Here is a 19,537-nt window from a genome sequence, read left to right as displayed (position 1 = left end):
CGATCTGAAAACCGGGCGTCAGGCCGAAATCAGCCCGCGCTCCTTCGCCATTGTGAGGGCGGTATCCTCTATCATGTCCTCCTGCCCGCCGATCATCTTCAGGCGGCCCAGTTCGACCAGCAGGTCGCGGGCGGGCAGGCCATATTTGCGCTCGCAATCCTTGGCCGCGTAGAGGAAGGTGGAATAGACCCCGGCATAGCCCAGCGTCAGGCTGTCCCGGTCGGCGCGCGGGGGCTTCGCCATCATCGGCAGCGCCCGCTCCTCCGCGACGTCCATCAGGCGGAAGGTGTCGACGCCCGTTTCCACCCCCATCCGCTCGCACACGGCGGCGAATACCTCCAGCGGGGTGTTGCCGGCGCCAGCGCCGAAACCGGCGGCGGACCCGTCGATCCGGCTGGCGCCCGCCGCCACGGCGGCCAGCGAATTGGCGATCCCAAGGCCAAGATTGTGATGGCCGTGGAACCCGATCTCCGTCTCCGCCTGCAACGCGCCCTTCAACGCGCCGATCCGCGCCGTCACATCTTCGGGCAGCATGTAACCGGCGCTGTCGACGCAATAGACGGTCGTCGCGCCATAGCCTTCCATCAGCAGCGCCTGTTCGACCAGCGTTTCGACCGAGGTCATGTGCGCCATCATCAGGAAGCCCACCGTGTCGAGCCCCAGCTTCCGGCCGAGGCCGATATGCTGTTCGGTCACGTCCGCCTCCGTGCAGTGGGACGCGACATGGACGCAGCCCGCGCCGCAATCCGCCGCCATGCGCAGTTCGTCCAGCGTGCCGATGCCCGGCACATGCAGGACCGACACGGTGGCGTTCTTCATGCGGGACGCGACGGCGGTGATATAGTCGCGGTCGCTATGCGCGCCGCGCCCATAGTTGAGCGACGAACCGCCCAGCCCATCGCCATGCGTCACCTGCAACAGGGGCACGCCCGCCTCGTCCAGCCCGGTCGAGATGGCGATCATCTGGTCCAGGCTGATCTGGTGCCGCATCGAATGCATGCCGTCGCGCAGGCACATGTCATGCAGCTTGACCTTCCGGCCCTTGATCTGCGCCGTCGTCGTCATTGCACGCTCTCCATCATCTCCTGCGCGAACATCTCGCCCGTGCGCGCGGCGGCGGCGGTCATGATGTCCAGATTGCCCGCATATCGGGGCAGGAAGTCGCCCAGCCCCTCGACCTCCAGGAAGATGGAGACCTTGCGCCCCTCGAAGGTCGGCCCGTTCTTCAGCCGATAGCCCGGCACATAGCGCTGCACCTGCGCGATCATCTCTTGCACGGATGCGGCGATCGCGTCCCGGTCCGGCTCGTCGGCGGTCTCGCAATAGACGGTGTCGCGCATCATCAGCGGCGGTTCGGCGGGATTGACGACGACGATCGCCTTGCCCTTCGCCGCGCCGCCCACCTTCTCGATCGCGGCGGAGGTGGTGCGGGTGAATTCGTCGATATTCTTGCGGGTGCCGGGGCCGATCGACCTGGACGCCACCGTCGCGATGATCTCCGCATAATCGACCGGCTGGACGCGGCTGACCGCGTTCACCATCGGGATCGTCGCCTGACCCGCGCAGGTCACCATGTTGACGTTGACCGCGCCGTCGCGCGCCTGCTGCGCCAGGTTGACCGCCGGCACGCAAAGCGGACCGATGGCCGCCGGCGTCAGGTCGATCATCAGCACGCCCAGCTCGTTCAGCTTGCGGCTGTTTTCGGCATGGACATAGGCCGACGTCGCGTCGAACGCGATCTTCACGCCGTCCCTGGCGACATGCGGCACCAGGCCGTCGACGCCCGCATCGGTGGTCTTCAGCCCCAGCTCCCGCGCCCGCGCCAGCCCTTCGGACGCCGGATCGACGCCGACCATCCAGACCGGCTCCAGCCTGTCGGAACGCAGCAGCTTGTAGAGCAGGTCGGTGCCGATATTGCCCGGCCCGATGATGGCGCATTTCCTTTTGGTCATCAACTTTGTCCCTGCTGCGCCTTTTCGCCGAACGTCACGCCGGCGACGGCATAATGGTCCAAGGGGGTTTCGTTCAGGATCACGCGCACCTGGTCGGGACGCACGTCCATGGTTTCGACCGTCGCCCTGGTGAGGGCGCGGATGAAGGCCCATTTCTTTTCCATCGAGCGGCCTTCGCCAATGACCACGGATATAATCGGCATCAGTCTATCCTCACATTGATGCTGCCCATGTCCTGAAAGCGGGCGCAAACGATGTCGCCTTTCGCGATCGGCATCGCTTCCGTCGCGGCGCCGGTCAGCACCACCGAGCCGGCGGGCAATATCCGCCCCCGCTCATGGAGCCAGGCGACCAGCATCTGCACGGCGCGGGCGGGATGGCCCAGCACCGCGCCCGAACAGGCCAGCGCCGCCGCCTCGCCGTTGATTTCCAGCACGATGCCGATGGTCGCGGGGTCGACATCATTGGGCCGCCGCATCCGCCCGCCCATGACGAAGCGCGCGCTGGAGCCATTGTCCGCGACGACGCTCGGCAGGTCGAACCTGAACTTCTCGAACCGGCTGTCGAGGATCTCGATGGCGGGCTGGATGAAGTCCGTCGCGGCATGGACCTGATTGATGGAAACGGCCGGGCCGGACAGGTCGCGGGCCATGACATAGGCGATTTCCCCCTCGACGCGCGGATGGATCAGCCCGGCGGTCGGCACCACGCCGCCTTCCGCATCGCATGTGTCGCGCATCAGCAGGCCGAAGCTCGGCACGTCGACGCCCATCTGGATCATCTTGGCCCGCGAGGTGAGACCGGCCTTGTAGCCGATCAGCGCCCGGCCCCGCGCCTGCCAGCGGCGCAGGCATTCGTCCTGCACGGCATAGCCGTCATCGACGGTCATGCCCGGATAATCGTCGGTCAGCTTCGCGATGGTGTGGCGGTTCGACTGGGCGCCGTCCACCCGGTTCGCCAGTTCGGCGATGGCTGCTGCATCAAGCATCGGCGGTCCTCCGGCCGAAGGTCAGGGAACAATCGCCGATCCCGCCGATGCGCATGGCGATATGGTCGCCCTCGCCCACCGGGAACATCGGCCCCAGCGCGCCGGACAGGATCACCTCCCCGGCCAGGAAGGGCATGTCGAGCCGGCCCAGCGTATTGGCGAGCCAGGCGACCGCATTGGCGGGCGATCCCTGCACGGCCGCGCCCACGCCCACGGCCACCTGCTCGCCATTGCGTTCCGCCCACATGCCGGCCAGCGCCAGATCCACGTCGCGCGGATCGATCTTCTCGCGGCCCAGCGCATAGACGCCGCAGGAGGCGTTGTCGGCCACCGTGTCCTGGATGCGGATGTCCCAGTTCGTGATGCGGCTGTCGACGATCTCGAAACAGGCGCGGACATGGTCCGTCGCCGCCAGCACGTCCGCCGCCGTGACGCCCGGGCCTTTCAGGTCGCGTTTCAGGACGAAGGCGATCTCCGCCTCCGCCTTGGGCTGGATCAGCGCTTCGATCGGGACGGTCGCGCCATCGTCATAGGCCATGGCGCTGGTCAATATGCCGAAGTCCGGTTCGAACACGCCGATGGCGTTCTGCACGGCCCGGGAGGTGACGCCGATCTTCTTGCCGACGACCGTCTCGCCCGCGGCGACGCGCCGCCCGATCATGCGGGCCTGGATGTGGTAGGCATCGACGATGGTGATGCCCGGCACCCGGTCCCGCAGATTGGGGACAGTCGCGCCGGCGACCAGCGCCTCGTACAGTTCGTCGCCGTGCCGGGCGATGGCGGCCGCGTCCAGCACGGTCACAGTTTCACGCAGATGTTGCGCAGCTCGGTATAGAATTCGAGGCTGTGGACCCCGCCTTCCCGGCCGATGCCGCTATGCCCGGTGCCGCCGAAGGGCGTGCGCAGGTCGCGCAGGAACCAGCTGTTGACCCAGGTGATGCCCACGTCGACCTCCGCCGCGACGCGGTGCGCGCGCGACAGGTCCCGCGTGAAGATGGCGGTGGAAAGGCCGTAATCGGTCGCATTGGCGACGGCGATGGCCTCCTCCTCGCTGTCGAAGGGGCGGATGTGGCAGCAGGGACCGAAAATCTCCTCGTTCCAGACCGACGCCTCGTCCGCCAGGCCGGTCCAGATCGTCGGCTGCACCCAATGGCCGCCCGAAAGTTCCTCGGGCATGGTCGGCACGCCGCCGCCGGTCACGACACTCGCGCCCTCCGCCACGGCCTTTTCATAATAGGACAGCACCTTTTCGCGGTGCTCGGCGGAGATGAGCGGGCCCAAGGTCGCGCCGGGCCTGAGCGCCTCCGCCTTTTCCTTGAGACCCGCGACCAGCGCCTCGAACAGCGGCCGCTCGACCAACACCCGCTCGGTGCCCAGGCACACCTGCCCGCAATTGAGGAAGACGGATCGGCCCAGCGCCTCCAGCGTCACGTCGAGATCGGCGTCGGCGAAGACGATCGCGCTGTTCTTGCCGCCCAATTCGAAGGACACGTCACGCAGGCCATGCGCCGCCGCCTGCATGATGGCGGTGCCGGTGCGCGTCTCCCCCGTGAAGGTGATCGCGTCGACGCCCGGATGCTGGGTCAGATATCCGCCCGCGCTGTCCGGGCCGAAGCCGTGGACGACATTATAGACGCCCGCGGGCACGCCCGCATCGTTCATCACCTCGCCCAGCAGGGTCGCGGTGCCCGGCGTCTCCTCCGACGGCTTCACGATCACGCTGTTGCCGCAGGCGAGCGCCGGCGCGACCTTCCACGTCATCAGCAGCAACGGCGCGTTCCATGGGCAGATGACGCCGATCACCCCCTTGGGCTTGCGGATCGCATAGTTGAGCGCGCCCCGCCCGTCCGGGGTCGGCGTCTGGAAACTCTCGGTCGCGACATTCTTCACGACGTCGGCGAAGATCCGGAAATTGGCCGCGCCGCGCGGGATGAAGGCATGTTCCATCATCGACCGGGGCTGGCCGGTATCGGCCATTTCCGCCGCCACGAAATCGTCGAAGCGCCGGACGATGCCGTCCGCGACGGCCCGCATCAGGTCGGACCGATCGTCCACCGTCAGCCTTGCCCAGGGGCCCTTCTGCGCCGCCCGCGCCGCCTGCACCGCCAGGTCGATTTCGGCGCGGCCGCCCTCATGCACATGGCCGATCAGCGCGCCATCGCTGGGCCGATATTTGGGGAAAGTCCTGCCGGACGTTCCCTGCGTGAAGGTTCCGTCGATGAAATGCTGGAAATGCGCCAACTGTCCTCTCCATGTCGTTGCCTGACCTTCTAACGAAGGATAGCCTTACCCAATAATACTGTTTTATACGCTTTGAGATACCTGTAAGGCATATCTCGAACGGCATCGAAAGGCGCAAGACATGTTCGCGAACCGCATCGACATCCGCCACCTGCGCTATTTCGTGGAGACCGTGCGCCATGGCAGCATCCGGGGCGCATCCCAGGAACTCCATCTGTCCCAGCCGCCGCTGACCCGCCAGATCCAGTATCTGGAGGAAGTGCTGGGCGTGTCCCTGCTGGTGCGCAAGCGTCATGGCGTCGAACCCACCGCCGCCGGGCAGGCCCTCTATACGGAGGCGGTCAACATCCTGAACCTGGTGGAGCAGGCCTGCGCCACGACGCAACTGATCGGTCAGGGCGCGCTCGGCCGGCTGGACGTGGGCGTGTTCGGGTCCGCCGTGCTAGACATCGTGCCGCGCATCGTGCTCGATTTCCGAAAGCGCTATCCCAATGTCGAGGTGATCCTGCACAATATGGACCGCGACACACAGGTGAAGGCGTTGCAGGAACGGCGGATCGCCATCGGCTTCAACCGGTTCTTCCTGGAATATCCCGGACTGCAATGGGAAACCGTGGTGCACGAGCCGATGATCATCGCCATGCCGCGCAACCACCGGCTGGCGGGCCGCGCATCCATCGCCCTGTCGGACCTGGCGGGGGAACCGATGATCTTCTATCCCCGCGCCAGCCAGTCGGGCGGGTTCAGCAATTTCCTGCTGCGCGCCTTTCACGACCTCAACATCGAACCCAATGTCGTGCAGACGGTCGACGACGTGGTGACGGCCGTCGCCTTCGTGTCGAGCGGCGTGGGACTGGCGGCGGCGGTGGAATCGGCGCGGACGCTGCAATTGCCGGACGTGGTCTATGTACCGCTGGCCGAAGATGACGGTCCGGCCGCGTTCGACCTGTGCATGATCTACCGTTCCGGCGACGAATCGCCGCTGATCGACGGTTTCCGGCAGGCGGTGAAGACGGTGACGGAACGGCCGTTCGGCCACGGCCGTTGATTTCCGGCGGGGCCCTTCATCCGCCCCGCCGCCCCTTCCAATATTGCACCTGCGCGCGCGTCATGCCCAGCGCGGCGGCGGCGGCGCTGACATTGCCGCCGCTGCGGCACAGGGCGGCCGCAATCAGTTGATCCGCGATCTGTTGCTGGCTGAGTCCGCTGTCGAGCAGCATCGCGGCGACATCCTGCTCAGCGCCCCTGCCATGCTGGCGAAAACGGCGCGCGACGAAATCGCGGAACGGGTCGGGCACGAAGCCCTCTGTCCGGTTGCCCACGCCCAGCGTCAGATGGTGCAGGCCGATCGCCTCCCCATCCGCCGCCAGGATGACGCCCCGCTCCACCAGATTCTCCATCTCGCGGATATTGCCCGGCCAGCCATAGTCGTGGAAGGCGCGGACGACCTCCGCCTCCAGGCGCAGCGGGCCGCGGCCGTGCCGCTGGCAGAGGCGGGCAAGGAAATGATTGGCCAGTACCGGGATGTCCGCCCGGCGCTCCCGCAGCGGCGGGATATAGACGGGAAAGGGACTCAGCCGGTGGAACAGGTCGGCGCGGAAACGGCCCGCCTCCATCTCGGCGCGCAGGTCGGCATTGGTGGCGGCGATCAGGCGGACGTCGGCGGTCAGCGTCTTCGTCCCGCCCACCCGCTCATAATCGCCGTCCTGCAAAACGCGCAGCAGCTTGCCCTGCGCGGCGAGGGACAGCGTGCCGATCTCATCGAGGAACAGGGTGCCGCCGGCGGCCCGCTCGAACCGGCCGGGGCGCGTCGCGACGGCGCCGGTGAAGGCGCCCTTCTCCACCCCGAACAATTCCGCCTCCAGCAATGTCTCCGGAATGGCGGCGCAATTGACCGCGACGATCGGCCTGTCGGCGCGCCGGCTGCGCTTGTGCAGTTCGCGCGCGAACACTTCCTTGCCGACGCCGCTTTCGCCCAGGAACAGCACGGGCGCCATGGTGGGCGCGACCTTGTCCACCAGATGCAGCACCGTGTTGAAGCCGGACGACGCGCCTACGATCGCGCGCGCGCCCATATGCAGGTCCACGTCCACCGGCCCTGCGCTGTCCGGCGGCACCGGCCGACGGCTGTACGTGTCGGCGCGGAACCAGCGCAGTTCGGCGTCGGCGTCCGGCCATTCGTCCGCCGGCCGCCCGACCAGATAACAGCGGTCATGCCCCATCGCGATGCATTCCAGTTCGCGGAACACCATCGGCCGACCGAAGAAGGTGGAGGCATAGCCCGATGCATAGCCCGCCTGCTGCCATCCCGCCGGATGCGCGCCGATGCCCATTTCCTGCACATGGGACGCGCATTCCGCCGAATTGTGCCAGACATATTCGCCGTAGAAGCGCCCGGCCTCGAAATCCGCCTCGAACGCCAGTTCCTCGACCTGCACGGCCCCCTTCAGCGCATGGAATTGCGGACCGGCGCGATAGATGTCCTCCAGGCTGCCGCGATGCCGCAATTCCTGCGCGAGCTGCGCATCCGCGACGCCGGTGCCATAGCCGATGCGCGACATCAGCATGCGCGCGCTTTCATAGCCTAGCGCGCGCACCAGTTCGCGCCGCAACTGGCCCAGGACGATGTCGTCGACCAGCAGCATCCGCCGCTTGCCCAGGCGGATCTCCGCGCTTGCCGGGTCGAAATGGAAGCTGTCGCGCAGGTCGGCAAGGTCGCGGTCGCCGGTGGGCGCGACTCCCCCATCGTGAAATGCGGTCCCCAGTCCCGACTTGCCCGATGCCGATCCGCCTGCCCGCGCCATGCCCCACTCCTGTCGATTATTCGACAACCATAGGGGAAGAAGCAGATGATTTTCAACAGTCCGATCCTGTTCCACCCCCATCCAGGGGGTCGTGCGCGGCATGTCCTTCCCACCCCTTGTCCGGGAAGAACGGGATTTCGGCCCGCTTATGCGGAACGGACGGAGCGGAGACGCACAATCTGGCACGCTGCTTGCTGAACGATCCGCATCAGCCGCCATCCGTGCGGCGACCATGGGAAAAGGATCATCATGTCTGCAAAGAGCCAGTATCTCAAGCGCGCCTGGTACGTCGCCGCCCTCTCCAGCGAAGTCGATGCAACGCAGCTTTTCCACCGCCGGATATTGGGCATGTCGATCCTGATCTACCGCGATGCGCGGGGAGAGGCGGTCGCACTTCAGGACCGCTGCCCGCACCGCTTCGCCCCGCTTTCCATGGGCAGCCGGGTGGGCGACGCCATCGCCTGCCCCTATCATGGACTGCGGTTCGACGCGGGCGGGCATTGCGTCCACAACCCGCACGGCCGCGGCCAATTGCCCAAGGGACAGGTCGTGCGCAGCTTTCCGCTGATCGAACGGCACGGCTTCCTGTGGATCTGGATGGCGGAGGAGGCCGCCGATCCCGCGCTGCTGCCCGACTTCGCGCCGCTGGACGAGGGCCATGCCAACGGCGTCGGCCACACCTATATGAAGTTGCCGGTCGATTACCGGCTGATCCTGGACAATGTCATGGACCTCAGCCATGTCGACTACGTCCATGGCGAGATCATCACGACGCGCGGACAATTGTCGCCGCTGATCCCGCAGGTGGAGGAAACGGATCACAGCGTTTCGGCCAGTTGGGACTACAGCCAGACCCCGCCCATCGGAATCTTCGCCCCCTTCCTGCCCCGCCCGGAGGAGACGGCGCGGCACAGCATCCGCGTCACATGGACGGCGCCCGCCAACATCCAGTTGTCGATCGCGGCCGCGCAGGACGATGTGCCCTTCGAACAGGGCGTCAGCCAATATGACCTGCACAGCTGCACGCCCGGCGACGAGAATGAGACCCATTATTTCTTCGCCACGCGCCGAAACCATGCGGAAGAGGATGGAGACTATAACAGGTTCAAGACGGCGGCCATGCACGCGGCGTTCGAGACGGAAGATGGCCCCATCATCGCCGCGAGCCAAAGGGAGATGGGGGGCGAGGAATTCTTCGACCTCAAACCCATGCTGCTGTCCAACGATCTGGCGGCCGTGAAGGTACGCCGACAGCTGCAACGGGCGATAGATAATGAAAATGCGACTTCAAGTGGATGGGGCCGCGCCGTTGCCCGGTCCTGAACCAAAATAGTCGGGCGGCGCCGGGATTTCGCGCTTCATCGGCAAGAAGCGCCGGGCGTCAGGCGCGAAAACAGGTCGGCATCAGGGATTTACTTCCGGGCGGGCGACAAGTTCGCCTTCCCCTGCCGGCAGGGGCGGCGGCATCAACTCCCGGATCACGCCCCAATAGCTCTGCGTGACGTGCGCTTTCGCCGCATAGACCGGATCGGTCATCAGATGCGCGTGCAGCCGGCGCAGATTGGGCCAGGGCACCGACGGGAACAGATGATGTTCCAGGTGATAGCTCACGTTGAAGGGCGCGATCAGGAACCTGTCGAGCAGGGTGGGGATGACCGTGCGCGTGCCCTTCAGCTCGCTTTCGTCGGAGACGCCGTTATGCTCCGCCATTGCCCGGATCCGATTGAAGACATTCGCCCAGATGAACTGCGGGATCAGCAGGAGCCCCAATATCTTCCAGCGATAGGGCGACAACAGGATCAGGCCGTAGAAGAGCAGCGCCCACAGCACATAGCGGATGCGCAGGCCCAGGGGAAAATCATAACCGAAGCGCCCGGGATTGTGGAAATTGGCGAAAGGCGCCCAGACACGGCTGTCCCGCGCCATGCGATAGAGGTTGAGCCCGGTCACGCTGCGGACCAGCAGCCAGGCCATGGCAGCGGCGCTTTTCGGGAAATGCTGGTCGGAATCCCGCCGCTGGACACGATAATCGCGGTCGCGCAGCGTGTTGGTGTAGCGGTGGTGATGCAGGTGATTGGCGCGGTACAGGTCGACGCTGAAGCCGAGCGGATAGGCGACGAATATGTCCCCTATCAGGTCGTTGAGGCGCCGATTGCTGAACAGCATGCCGTGACATGCATCGTGCATCATCACTGCCAGGCACTGAATGCGCGTTCCGATGACGATGCCGGCCAGCAGGTAAACCGGAATTCGGTCGACATGGATGGCGATCGCCCCGGCCCCGATCGCTATTGCCCATTGGAGGACGAGCAGCAGAGCGTTGCGGCGATCGTCGATGACGGAAAGATCGCGGATCAGCGCCAAAGTGCCCCGCCGCGAATATCGATAGCCGGGGGGACGCTCCTTGGCGCTTTCTTCCATGGGAGTAGGTCTCCGAATGCAACATCAAACCGTCGCGGACGCTATGATCGGTGCGATCCGGCGTCAAGCTCGCTCCTGATGCGGGCGCTCGCGCAGCGCATCGGATCGCCCGCCGCCGCGGGCCAGTTTTCCTGAAGGGCGGACAACCGGTCCATCGCGCCCGTTCCACAAAAGGTCGGGGCGGCGATTGCCGCCATGCCGGATGGTGATAAGGATGGCTTATGCCCGCCTCTGAACCACTTGACCGCCGTTCGCTCACCCTTGCGGCGCTGTCCACCGTGGTCGAATGGTATGATTTCACCCTGTTCCTCTACCTGGCCACGGTGCTGGCGCGCGTGTTCTTCGTGGGCGGGAATGCGATGCTCACGACGCTGGCGGGGTTTGCGGTCGCCTATCTGATGCGGCCGCTGGGCGCGATGGTGTTCGGGCATTTCGGGGACCGGCATGGGCGAAGGGCGACGCTGCTCCTGTCCATGGCCTTGATGACGGTGGCGATGCTGCTGAGCGCCCTGCTGCCGACCGTGGCGCAGATCGGCCCGCTCGCCGGGATATTGCTGCTGGCCCTGCGGTGCGTGATGGGATTTGCCGTGGGGGGCGAATATACCGGCGTCGTCGCCTATCTGCTGGAAGGCGCGGCGCCGCATCGTCGCGCGCTCGTCACGTCGATGGCGGCGGCGACCAGCGAGGTCGGCGGGTTGCTGGCCGCGGGCGCGGCGGCGCTGACCGTGAGCCTTCTTCCCGCTCCGGCGCTTGAAAGCTGGGGCTGGCGATTGCCGTTCCTGTTCGGCGCGGCGCTGGCGGGCACGATCCTGGTGGCCCGCGCGGCGATGCGGGAATCGCCCGAGTTCGCGCTTCATCGCGCGGCAGGGACGCTGGTGAGCAGGCCGCTCGGTCATGCGGTATCGCGCCATGGAGCAGGCGTGGCGAGGGGCTTCGCCATCTCGGCCCTGGGATCGATCACCTATTATGTCGGCATCACCTACCTGCCGATCCATCTGGTCTCGTCTGGCGGGCTCGGCGAGGCGGAGGCGCTCAAACTGGCGACCGTCGCGGCGGTCGCGGTGATTGTCGTGACGCCATTTGTGGGCCTGGCCGCCGACCGGTTCGGGCGTCGCCCGGTGCTCGTCGCCCTGGCCGTCCTGTCGGCCGCGCTGCCCTATCTGTCCTTCCGACTGCTCGCCGGAGCGGGAACGTCTTCGGCGCTGGCCGGCGCCGTGGTGCTCGCCGCATTGGCCGGCGGCGTCAGTGCCGTGGGCGCGGTGACGACGGCCGAACAGGTTCCGGCCGAAGGGCGGCTGAGCGGGCTAGCCCTTGGCGCCACGACCGCGACCGCATTGTTCGGTGGCCTAACGCCGTGGCTCGCGCAACTGCTGACGGAGCGAACAGGATCGACCGCGGCGCCGGGCATCATGATCGCGCTGGTGTCGCTGGCGGTGCTTCCCGTGCTGCTGACGCTTCCCGAGACGCGGCCGCCACGAGGCTGAACCTCAGAGACCGAAGCGCCCCTTGGCTTGGGGCCGTCCGGAAATTGCAGGCCGTGAAGCTGGGCTTTGGGTGCCCCTGCCCGCAAAAAACCTTCCCAACGCCTTTCGCGACAGCAGGGCTATTGCCTGATCGGGGGCAACTGTGCTCATCGGGGGCAGCGCGCCATGGGAGGATCGCATCCTCCCGCTTTCGTCGGCGCCCGGCAGAATGAGGACTGGCCATGCATGCGATCCCGAAGCTTTCCCCCGCAACCATCGCCATAGAAGGATCGCAGGAGCGCTTTCCCGTTCGCAGGATATTCTGCGTCGGTCAGAATTACGCGGACCATGCGCGGGAAATGGGGTCCGATCCGGACCGGGCGCCGCCCTTCTTCTTTTCAAAGCCCTCCGACGCCGTCGCGGCGAATGGATCGCGCCTTCCCTTTCCGCCCTTGACGAGCGATCTGCATCACGAGGTCGAGCTTGTGGTGGCGCTTGGTTCGGGCGGTGCGAAGATCGGCGCCGAACAGGCGAGCGCCGCCATCTGGGGTTGGACTGTCGGCCTCGATCTCACACGCCGCGATCTGCAGTCGGAGGCGAAGAAGGCGGGCCGCCCCTGGGACATGGCCAAGGGGTTCGACGATTCCGCACCCGTCGGAGACCTGCGCCCCGGCCTGCCGCCGTCGTCGGGGGCCATTTCGCTGGCTGTCAACGGAGAGCTTCGCCAGTCCGGCGACCTGTCCCAGATGATATGGTCGGTGCCCGAAATCATCGCCAATCTTTCGACCTATGTGACGCTCGCCCCCGGCGATCTCATCTTCACCGGTACGCCCGCTGGAGTGGGGCCGATAGGAAGAGGCGACAGGCTGGTCGCGTCCATCGCCGGATTGCCGCCGCTGGAAATCTCCTTCGAGGATTGAATGCAGGCCCGCGCCCGCTGCGCATCCGTTCGCCGGCCTAATCGACCGCATAGGGTTTCAACCGAGCGCAAGCCGATGCGCGCATCGCCCGGCACGCGCTCAACGGACAGTCACCGACAAGGAGAGGAGCGCGGCGGACACAGCCGCGCATCCTTCCTGCGCCATGCCCTCAGGCGTCGAAGCCGGGCGACTGGCGCTGCGCCTTGCGGAGCGCGGCCTCCCAGACGAGGTCGTAATGCGATCTGGCGCCTTCGACCGGCTTGCGCTCGCGGCTCATCTGGCGGCGGACTTCCTCCTGCGCGGCTTCCGGGGCGATCAGCACCCTGTCGCGGCCCACGGCAAGGCTGCGGACCTGCGCCTTGCAGGCTTCCTCCAGATGATAGATGCCGCTGAACGCCTCGCCCGGCGTCGAACCCAGCGCCAGCGTGCCGTGATTGCGCAGCAGCATGACATTGGTGTCGCCCAGGTCGGCCACCAGCCGTTCGCGTTCGTCCAGATTGAGCGCCACGCCTTCATAATCGTGGTAGGAAAGGCGCGGGATCAGGGCCAGGGCGCGCTGGTTGAGGGGCAGCAGCCCTTCGGCATGGGCCGACACCGCCATGCCGTCGGCGCTGTGGAAATGGGCGATATAATGGGCATCGTCCCGCGCGCCGTGGATCGCGCTGTGGATCACATATCCGGCATAGTTGATGCCATAGTCGCTTTCCCCGATGACATTGCCGTCGAGGTCGACCTTGACCAGGCTGGAGGCGGTGATCTCATCGAACATCAGGCCGAAGGGGTTGATCAGGAAATGATGCTCCGGCCCCGGCACGCGCGCCGAGATATGGGTGTAGATGAAATCGTCCCAGCCATAGAGGGCGGACAGGCGATAGAAAGCGGCAAGATCGACGCGGACCTTCCATTCCGCTTCGCTGATGCCCGACTGGCGGAAACGGTCGTCCTTCAAGACTGTGGCCATGGCGCTGCTCCTTTGCGCGGTATTTTAGGGAGGCGGCGGGACACCGCCCAATGAGAATGACTTATCGATCGATTGGCGACGCTCATGCGGGGAACAAGCCTGCGTCCACGATCGAGGCGACGTCGATATGGGCAGGCAGCTCGCCATCGGCATGGAAGCGGTCGACCACCCGTTGCAACGGCTTCACCACCGTCGCGTCAGGCGGGATCAGCAGCGGGTTCTGCCGTTCCACGATCAGGGCGGCGAGTTTGGGGTCGACCTTCGTCTGCCGGACGAAGATACGGGCGTAGTCGGCGGGATGCGCCTGCGACCACAGGCTCGCCTTGCGGAGGCGGGCGAGGACGTCGCGCAGGGCTTCGCGCTTCGCCGGGTTGTCGAGCGCCGCTTGCGACGCGGCGATCAGGGTCAGGCCGCTGTTGATCCCCTCCCCGTCGCGCAGCACGCGCGCGCCGCGTTGTTCGGCCGCGAGCTGGTAGGTGCCGAAGGTCGCCCATGCCTCTATCTGCCCGGCGGCGAAGGCGGCGGCGGCGTCATTGGGCAGCATGAAGCCGATGTCGACCTTTCGCCGGTCGAGCTTCGCTTCCTTGAGCGCTTCGAGCAGCAGATAATGGGATATGCTGCCCCTCGCGCTCGACACGATCACGCGCTTGCCCGCAAGGCCCGCGACGGACCGGATCCGAGAGTCGCCGGGCACGAGAATGCCGATGTCCCTGGTCGATGAAATCGAACCCGCGATGATCTTCAGCGGCACGCCGGCCGAGGCGGCCAGCACGACCGGCAGGTCGCCCGCCGGAGCGGTGTCGACCGCCCCGGCGTTAAGCGCCTCCAGCAGCGGCGCGGCGCCGACGAAATTCGCCCATTGCACATCATAGGGCAGGTCGTTCAGGGCGCCCGCCGCCTCCGCCTTCGACTCCAGCAGATGGACCTGGTCGCCCAGCACCAGTTTCGTGCGGCCGCTTTTCCCCGCGCAGGCGGCGAGGCCGAGGGCGGCCGCCCCCGCCAGGAAGGTCCGGCGATCAGAAAGCAAGCGCGATCCGTCCATAATAATAGCCGCCTGCGGGGTTGAAGGGCGACGGGCCGTAATAGCCCTGCCCGGTCTGGGGATTGCCCGGCCCGTTGGTTTCCGGGCGGACGTCGAACAGATTGGTGGCGCCCACCGAAAGCGTGGCGAATTCCGTCACCTTCGCGCTGACGCTGGCGTCGGTGATGACCTTCGCCCCGAAATGACGGTCGTCGCCCGCCGCCGTGCGCTGCGTATATTTGCCGTAGCGGGTGGCGGTGAGGCTGAAGCCGAAAATGCCCTTGCTCCAGTTGAGCGTGCTGACCAGTTTCGTGTGCGGCTGGAGCACTTCCAGCTCACCGATCTTGTCGCCGCCGAAGAAGACCGAACCCGCCCCCAGCAGCGAAGCGCCGGTGGGACCGAAGAGTTGCGACGGGGTGGCGACGACGTCCGTCACCTTGGTCTTCGAATAGTTGAAGGCGAAGGTCAGGCCCAGCTTGCCCAGATCGCCCAGGTTCCTCGAATAATCGGCCACCAGGTCGAAGCCCTTGGTCGTGGTGTCGGCGGCGTTGATGAAATATTCGGCCTGTTCGATGTCCGACAGGCCATTGGCGGCGAGGATGGCGGAAATTCCCGGCCCGAACAGGCGGCCGGTGCGTTCGATCCGGTTCTTGATGCGGATATAATAGCCGTCCAGCGTCACCGACAGGGACGGCGTGGGCGTAAAGACGAAGCCCAGCCCGGCATTCCAGGTCTTTTCCGCCTTGAGCGGCTTCGCGCCCAGCAGCTGGCCGACGGCGGAATCCGCCGTCACCAGCTTGGCGACGGTGGGGCGCAATTCGGTCTGGCCGGTCTGCGCGTTGAAGAAGGAGGAGGTGCGCCCATCGGTCTGCGCATAGCCGATCTGCGTCAGCGACGGCGCGCGGAAGCCCGTGCCCACCGTGCCGCGAACGGCGAAGGTGGGGCTGACCTCATAACGGCTGTTGAGTTTCAGGCCGACCGGACTGCCCGAACCGTCGCTATAATGTTCGGCGCGGATCGCGGCGCCGATATACCAGGCGTCGAGCGGATAGATGCCGAGATCGACATAGCCCGCATAGACCTTGCGGCTGATGTCGGCTTCATCGGCGGGGGAGAGGACGATGCCCCCCTGCACCACCGGCGAGGCGGTGACGCCGACATTCCAGTCATATTGCTGGTCGCCGGGACGGAAGCTGTATGTGGCCGGTTCATAGGCCAGCGGATCGCCCGCGAAGGTGCGGAAACGGTCGAGCCGATATTCGCCGCCAATGGAGATTTGCAGCGGTTGGGCCAGGCCGATCTCAACCTCCCGATGCAGATCGACATTATGGGTCCATTGCCGGAACTCGAAATTGGCGAGATTGGGCCAGCTCGTCGGGCTGGTCGGTCCCAGCGAAGGACGAACGGACAGTTTCGAATATTGATGGCTGTAGTTGCGGCCGAAGGAGGAGCTGACATCATAGTCCCAGCCCCAGAGCCTCCCCCGAAGACCGCCGACGAACTGGAAGTCGTTCTCGTCTATATTGTTGAGCGGATAATAGCCGTCCGGGAAAAGCGCGGTGAAATTGGCGGTGCTGTTGGGGCGGCGGAAATTATTGCCGATCTGGGCGTCGCGCTCGCCATAGGTGCCGAAGCTGTAGAGGGTGGCATTCTCCGTCACCGGCAGTTCGGCATTATAGGAGAGGTTGAACGCCTTGATCTGCGGGTCGCCATTATGCGCGCCGTCGCGGCTCCATTGGGCGTTGCGGGCATTGGCGGCGGCGACATTGGCCAGCACCTGATCGCGGGTGAGGCCGCTGGTCGCCGCCACCTGGTCCACCGTGCGGTTGGCGGGAAGGCCGTAGATGTTCGCGTCGGTCGCGGGCAGATTCCACCAGGCGCCGCCGCGCTTGCGGATGTCGCCGCTCAGGGTCAGGAAGCCATCCTCCCCGATCTTCGTGCCGTAGCGGATCGTACCCTTCCAGCTGTCCGGCCTGCCATTGGCGTCGTAGAGCGTGCCATAGGTGAAATCGCCGCTCAGCCCTTCCTTCTTCGCGAGTTGGATATTGATGACCCCGGCTATGGCGTCCGTGCCATATTGGGCGGCGGCGCTGTCCTTCAGCACCTCGATCCGGTCGATCGCGCTGGTGGGAATGAGGTCGATGTCGACCGGGTTCGCGCCCGAGGTGTCGGCGGTCGAATTGTTGAGGAAGGCGCCATTGTGCCGCCGTTTGCCGTTGACCAGCACCAATGTGTAGGCGGGCGCCAGGCCGCGATTGGTGACGGGGCGCCCGATGGAGAAGACGCCCGCATGGGTCGCGCCGAAATTGAGCGAGGGCAGCAATTTGGACAGCGCTTCGCCAAATTCGGCCGAGCCGGTGGCCTGCAACTTCTCCGCGCCGACCACATCGATGGGCGCGGGGCTTTCCGCCACGGTGCGGGGCGCGCCGCGTACGCCGGTCACGATGATGGCGCTCGAATCGGCCGCCTCGGCATCCGCGCTGTCAGGTGTTGCAACGGTCTGCGCGAGCGAGGGCGCCGACGTCAGAAGTACCGCGGCAAGCGCGGTCGAGCACAGATAAAGGCGGTCAAGGTTCATGAATATATCCCCCGGTTTCCGGGGACCATCTATTTACTATCGATATGCTTGAGAAATGACTTCGCTAGCCGATTCATGAGTAAATCTGAATTTTAGATATGCTTGGCGGCGACGAAGCTCAGCTTCATCCGCCCGTGCCGAAGCTGCGGTCGAAGGCGTCGGCCACCGGGCGCTTGCCCTCGGTCAGACCGGCTCTCTGGAAGCGCTGCGTGATGTCCTGCTCATGCGCGACGATCTTGCCGTCGATGGGCCGCGCCACGCGGTTGTTGCGGTCGAAACTGGCGCGGGCGATGTCGAGCGGCAGTCCGGTTTCCTTGGCCAGCACCTGCGCGAATTCGTCCGGATGCGCGCGGGCCCACTCGACGGCCTTCGCCTCCCGCCGGAGGAAATCGGCAAGCAGGGCGCGCTTGGGGCCGATGGAATCGCCATGGGCGATGTCGATATAGACCGGCAGGCCATAATCCTTCGCATCGACGACAGCCCGCGCGCCTTCCTTGATCGCCACATTGGTATAGGGCGTCCAAATGGACCAGGCGTCGATGGCACCGCTGTCGAAGGCGGCCTTGGCGTCGCCGGGCGGCAGGAAGGTGACGCGCACCCGATCCGCCGGAATATGCGCCCGCTCCAGCGCCTGGAGCAGCAGGTGATGGCCGATCGATCCGCGCGTCGTGGCCACCGATTTGCCGATCAGATCCTGTATCGAATGCGCGGGCGATCCGTTCTTCACCAATATGGCCAGCGCTTCGCCAGCCTGGGCGAAGGGCGTCTGGATGCCTATCGCCTTGACCGGGCTGCCGCTCTGATAGGCGAAGATGAAGGGCGCGTCGGCGGCAAGGCCGAGGTCCGCGGCGCCGCCGCCCACCGCTTCCAGCAAGGGCTGGGCGGCGGGAAATTCCGACCATTCGACCGTGTAGGGCGCATCCTTGAGAACGCCCGAGGCGATCATCATGGATTTGACCTGCCCCTTCTGGTTGGCGACGCGCAGCACCTTGTCGTCGCCGCCACCGAATTTCGCGGCGGCAAGGCCGAAGCCCGCCACCGCCACCAGCGCCACCGCGATGATCGCACCCCTGTTCTTCGCCATGTCAGCCCGCCAGCGCCAGTTCGGCCTTTTCGCGCTCGGCCACCTTGCGCCGCACGACGGGGAGCAGTTCCCGGCCATAGAGGATGGAATCCGCCAGCGGATCGAAGCCGCGGATCAGGAAATGGTCGATGCCGACGTCATAATAATCGAGCATGGCGTCTGCCACCTGCTCGGGCGTGCCGACCAGCCCCGTGCTGTTGCCCGATGCGCCGGTCAGCGCGGCGACGCCGGTCCATAGCCGCTTGTCGCGCCGGTTGGCGCTGGCGGTTTCAAGCAGGCGGAGCGACCCCGCATTGGGCGGGCGGTGGCCCGTCAGCGGCAGCCCGGCGGCGGTGCGGTTCTCACGCACCTGTTCCTCGATCTCCGCCGCGCGCTTCCACGCCGCTTCCTCCGTATCCGCAATCACCGGACGCAGCGACAGCGAGAAGCCGGGATCGCGGCCATAGCGCACCGCCGAGCGGCGCACCTGCCGAACGGTGTCCTGCACCGCCTCCAGCGTTTCGCCCCAAAGGGCATAGACATCGGCATGGCGCCCCGCGACCTCGATCGCCTCGGGCGACGAGCCGCCGAAGAAGACCGGCAGATTGTCGGGCTTGACGGCGCTGAACGCCTGCTTGACGTCGTAGAACCTGCCCTGATGGTCGAAGGGCTGGGCCGCTGTCCATTCCTGCCGCAGGATCGACAGATATTCGTCGGTGCGGGCGTAGCGTTCCGCCTTCACGCTTCTGGTGTCGCCGTCCCGCGCCATTTCCTCGTCGGCGCCGCCGGTGATGATGTGGACGGCGACGCGGCCGCCCGACAATTGATCCAGCGTCGCCAGTTGGCGCGCCGCGACCGTGGGCTGGGTGAAGCCGGGCCGGTGCGCGACCAGGAAGCCCAGGGTCGAAGTAATCGCCGCCGCATGGGCCGCGACGATCTGGCTTTCCGGACTGTTGGAGCTGAAGGGGATCAGCACGCGGTCGAAGCCGCCCTCCTCCTGCGCCTTCGCCGCCGCTTCGACATAATCCCTGTCGAGCGCGCGGCTGCGCACCGCCGACTGGATTTCGGAGCTGTTGTTGAAGCCGATATAGCCGATGAACTTGACGCTCATGATCGTTTCCTTCC

17 protein-coding genes are annotated in these 19,537 nt (G+C 66.0%); 4 read left to right on the top strand and 13 right to left on the bottom strand.

Annotation, left to right across the window (positions count from 1 at the left end; genetic code table 11):
• Nucleotides 1-18: 18 nt before the first annotated feature.
• The 6 genes from dmpG to TZ53_RS09010 are packed head-to-tail and all read right to left on the bottom strand — an operon-like array spanning nucleotide 19 to nucleotide 5,181.
• Nucleotides 19-1,065 (bottom strand): 4-hydroxy-2-oxovalerate aldolase, encoded by a 1,047-nt coding sequence (gene dmpG, locus TZ53_RS09035; protein ID WP_025548040.1) that lies wholly within the window; start codon nucleotides 1,063-1,065, stop codon nucleotides 19-21.
• Entirely contained in the window at nucleotides 1,062-1,952 is an 891-nt protein-coding gene (locus TZ53_RS09030; protein ID WP_044661074.1) for an acetaldehyde dehydrogenase (acetylating), read from the bottom strand. Before TZ53_RS09030 ends, dmpG begins: the two co-directional genes overlap by 4 nt.
• On the bottom strand, nucleotides 1,952-2,155 hold the full coding sequence (locus tag TZ53_RS09025) for a tautomerase family protein (protein ID WP_025548043.1): 204 nt from the start codon (nucleotides 2,153-2,155) through the stop codon (nucleotides 1,952-1,954). Before TZ53_RS09025 ends, TZ53_RS09030 begins: the two co-directional genes overlap by 1 nt.
• The gene (locus TZ53_RS09020; protein WP_025548044.1) at nucleotides 2,155-2,940 is read right to left on the bottom strand and encodes a fumarylacetoacetate hydrolase family protein; all 786 of its coding nucleotides are present in this window, start codon (nucleotides 2,938-2,940) and stop codon (nucleotides 2,155-2,157) included. The genes TZ53_RS09025 and TZ53_RS09020 overlap by 1 nt, the downstream gene beginning before the upstream one ends.
• Complete coding sequence (locus tag TZ53_RS09015; RefSeq protein WP_083199059.1) at nucleotides 2,933-3,742, bottom strand: fumarylacetoacetate hydrolase family protein; 810 nt, start codon at nucleotides 3,740-3,742, stop codon at nucleotides 2,933-2,935. Before TZ53_RS09015 ends, TZ53_RS09020 begins: the two co-directional genes overlap by 8 nt.
• Nucleotides 3,739-5,181, bottom strand: coding sequence for a 2-hydroxymuconic semialdehyde dehydrogenase (locus TZ53_RS09010; RefSeq protein ID WP_025548047.1), 1,443 nt, complete (start codon nucleotides 5,179-5,181; stop codon nucleotides 3,739-3,741). The genes TZ53_RS09015 and TZ53_RS09010 overlap by 4 nt, the downstream gene beginning before the upstream one ends.
• Before the next feature lie 121 nt (nucleotides 5,182-5,302).
• Between TZ53_RS09010 and TZ53_RS09005 the strand changes: the two genes are divergently transcribed.
• Entirely contained in the window at nucleotides 5,303-6,229 is a 927-nt protein-coding gene (locus TZ53_RS09005; RefSeq protein WP_037481829.1) for a LysR substrate-binding domain-containing protein, read from the top strand.
• A gap of 16 nt (nucleotides 6,230-6,245) precedes the next feature.
• On the opposite strand, the gene TZ53_RS09000 is transcribed toward TZ53_RS09005, so the two are convergent.
• Nucleotides 6,246-7,985: a sigma-54-dependent Fis family transcriptional regulator gene (locus TZ53_RS09000; RefSeq protein ID WP_044661073.1), complete on the bottom strand. Its 1,740-nt coding sequence runs from the start codon at nucleotides 7,983-7,985 to the stop codon at nucleotides 6,246-6,248.
• Nucleotides 7,986-8,234: 249 nt separating this feature from the next.
• On the opposite strand from TZ53_RS09000, the gene TZ53_RS08995 reads away from it, so the two are divergent.
• A complete protein-coding gene (locus TZ53_RS08995) occupies nucleotides 8,235-9,308 on the top strand; it encodes an aromatic ring-hydroxylating dioxygenase subunit alpha (RefSeq protein WP_025548049.1) in 1,074 nt (357 codons plus the stop codon).
• 81 nt (nucleotides 9,309-9,389) lie between these two features.
• On the opposite strand, the gene TZ53_RS08990 is transcribed toward TZ53_RS08995, so the two are convergent.
• Nucleotides 9,390-10,406, bottom strand: coding sequence for a fatty acid desaturase family protein (locus TZ53_RS08990; protein ID WP_025548051.1), 1,017 nt, complete (start codon nucleotides 10,404-10,406; stop codon nucleotides 9,390-9,392).
• 221 nt (nucleotides 10,407-10,627) lie between these two features.
• Here TZ53_RS08990 and TZ53_RS08985 point away from each other — a divergent pair, with 221 nt between their 5' ends.
• Both TZ53_RS08985 and TZ53_RS08980 read left to right on the top strand, forming a co-directional pair.
• Nucleotides 10,628-11,890 (top strand): MFS transporter, encoded by a 1,263-nt coding sequence (locus tag TZ53_RS08985; protein ID WP_044661072.1) that lies wholly within the window; start codon nucleotides 10,628-10,630, stop codon nucleotides 11,888-11,890.
• Nucleotides 11,891-12,111: 221 nt separating this feature from the next.
• A complete protein-coding gene (locus tag TZ53_RS08980; RefSeq protein ID WP_037481832.1) occupies nucleotides 12,112-12,789 on the top strand; it encodes a fumarylacetoacetate hydrolase family protein in 678 nt (225 codons plus the stop codon).
• 169 nt (nucleotides 12,790-12,958) lie between these two features.
• Here TZ53_RS08980 and TZ53_RS08975 read toward each other — a convergent pair whose 3' ends face one another.
• The 5 genes from TZ53_RS08975 to TZ53_RS08955 all read right to left on the bottom strand — a co-directional run bounded on the left by TZ53_RS08975 (nucleotide 12,959) and on the right by TZ53_RS08955 (nucleotide 19,523).
• Entirely contained in the window at nucleotides 12,959-13,750 is a 792-nt protein-coding gene (locus TZ53_RS08975) for a class II aldolase/adducin family protein (protein ID WP_044661071.1), read from the bottom strand.
• Nucleotides 13,751-13,832: 82 nt separating this feature from the next.
• The gene (locus TZ53_RS08970; protein WP_157846844.1) at nucleotides 13,833-14,777 is read right to left on the bottom strand and encodes an ABC transporter substrate-binding protein; all 945 of its coding nucleotides are present in this window, start codon (nucleotides 14,775-14,777) and stop codon (nucleotides 13,833-13,835) included.
• The gene (locus tag TZ53_RS08965; protein WP_052628174.1) at nucleotides 14,767-17,349 is read right to left on the bottom strand and encodes a TonB-dependent receptor plug domain-containing protein; all 2,583 of its coding nucleotides are present in this window, start codon (nucleotides 17,347-17,349) and stop codon (nucleotides 14,767-14,769) included. The genes TZ53_RS08970 and TZ53_RS08965 overlap by 11 nt, the downstream gene beginning before the upstream one ends.
• A gap of 124 nt (nucleotides 17,350-17,473) precedes the next feature.
• Nucleotides 17,474-18,433 (bottom strand): ABC transporter substrate-binding protein, encoded by a 960-nt coding sequence (locus TZ53_RS08960; protein ID WP_044661070.1) that lies wholly within the window; start codon nucleotides 18,431-18,433, stop codon nucleotides 17,474-17,476.
• 1 nt (nucleotide 18,434) lies between these two features.
• Complete coding sequence (locus TZ53_RS08955; RefSeq protein ID WP_044661069.1) at nucleotides 18,435-19,523, bottom strand: LLM class flavin-dependent oxidoreductase; 1,089 nt, start codon at nucleotides 19,521-19,523, stop codon at nucleotides 18,435-18,437.
• Nucleotides 19,524-19,537 lie beyond the last annotated feature (14 nt).

The organism is Sphingobium sp. YBL2 (assembly GCF_000943805.1).
Taxonomy (GTDB): Bacteria; Pseudomonadota; Alphaproteobacteria; order Sphingomonadales; family Sphingomonadaceae; genus Sphingobium; species Sphingobium fuliginis.
This window is presented reverse-complemented; position numbering and strand designations above follow the sequence as displayed.

Bases quoted from the DNA above. Each gene is read 5' to 3' on its own strand.
- dmpG (WP_025548040.1), bottom strand. From the start codon at position 1,065: ATGACGACGACGGCGCAGATCAAGGGCCGGAAGGTCAAGCTGCATGAC.
- TZ53_RS09030 (WP_044661074.1), bottom strand. From the start codon at position 1,952: ATGACCAAAAGGAAATGCGCCATCATCGGGCCGGGCAATATCGGCACC.
- TZ53_RS09025 (WP_025548043.1), bottom strand. From the start codon at position 2,155: ATGCCGATTATATCCGTGGTCATTGGCGAAGGCCGCTCGATGGAAAAG.
- TZ53_RS09020 (WP_025548044.1), bottom strand. From the start codon at position 2,940: ATGCTTGATGCAGCAGCCATCGCCGAACTGGCGAACCGGGTGGACGGC.
- TZ53_RS09005 (WP_037481829.1), top strand. From the start codon at position 5,303: ATGTTCGCGAACCGCATCGACATCCGCCACCTGCGCTATTTCGTGGAG.
- TZ53_RS09000 (WP_044661073.1), bottom strand. From the start codon at position 7,985: ATGGCGCGGGCAGGCGGATCGGCATCGGGCAAGTCGGGACTGGGGACC.
- TZ53_RS08995 (WP_025548049.1), top strand. From the start codon at position 8,235: ATGTCTGCAAAGAGCCAGTATCTCAAGCGCGCCTGGTACGTCGCCGCC.
- TZ53_RS08990 (WP_025548051.1), bottom strand. From the start codon at position 10,406: ATGGAAGAAAGCGCCAAGGAGCGTCCCCCCGGCTATCGATATTCGCGG.
- TZ53_RS08985 (WP_044661072.1), top strand. From the start codon at position 10,628: ATGCCCGCCTCTGAACCACTTGACCGCCGTTCGCTCACCCTTGCGGCG.
- TZ53_RS08980 (WP_037481832.1), top strand. From the start codon at position 12,112: ATGCATGCGATCCCGAAGCTTTCCCCCGCAACCATCGCCATAGAAGGA.
- TZ53_RS08975 (WP_044661071.1), bottom strand. From the start codon at position 13,750: ATGGCCACAGTCTTGAAGGACGACCGTTTCCGCCAGTCGGGCATCAGC.
- TZ53_RS08965 (WP_052628174.1), bottom strand. From the start codon at position 17,349: ATGAACCTTGACCGCCTTTATCTGTGCTCGACCGCGCTTGCCGCGGTA.
- TZ53_RS08960 (WP_044661070.1), bottom strand. From the start codon at position 18,433: ATGGCGAAGAACAGGGGTGCGATCATCGCGGTGGCGCTGGTGGCGGTG.
- TZ53_RS08955 (WP_044661069.1), bottom strand. From the start codon at position 19,523: ATGAGCGTCAAGTTCATCGGCTATATCGGCTTCAACAACAGCTCCGAA.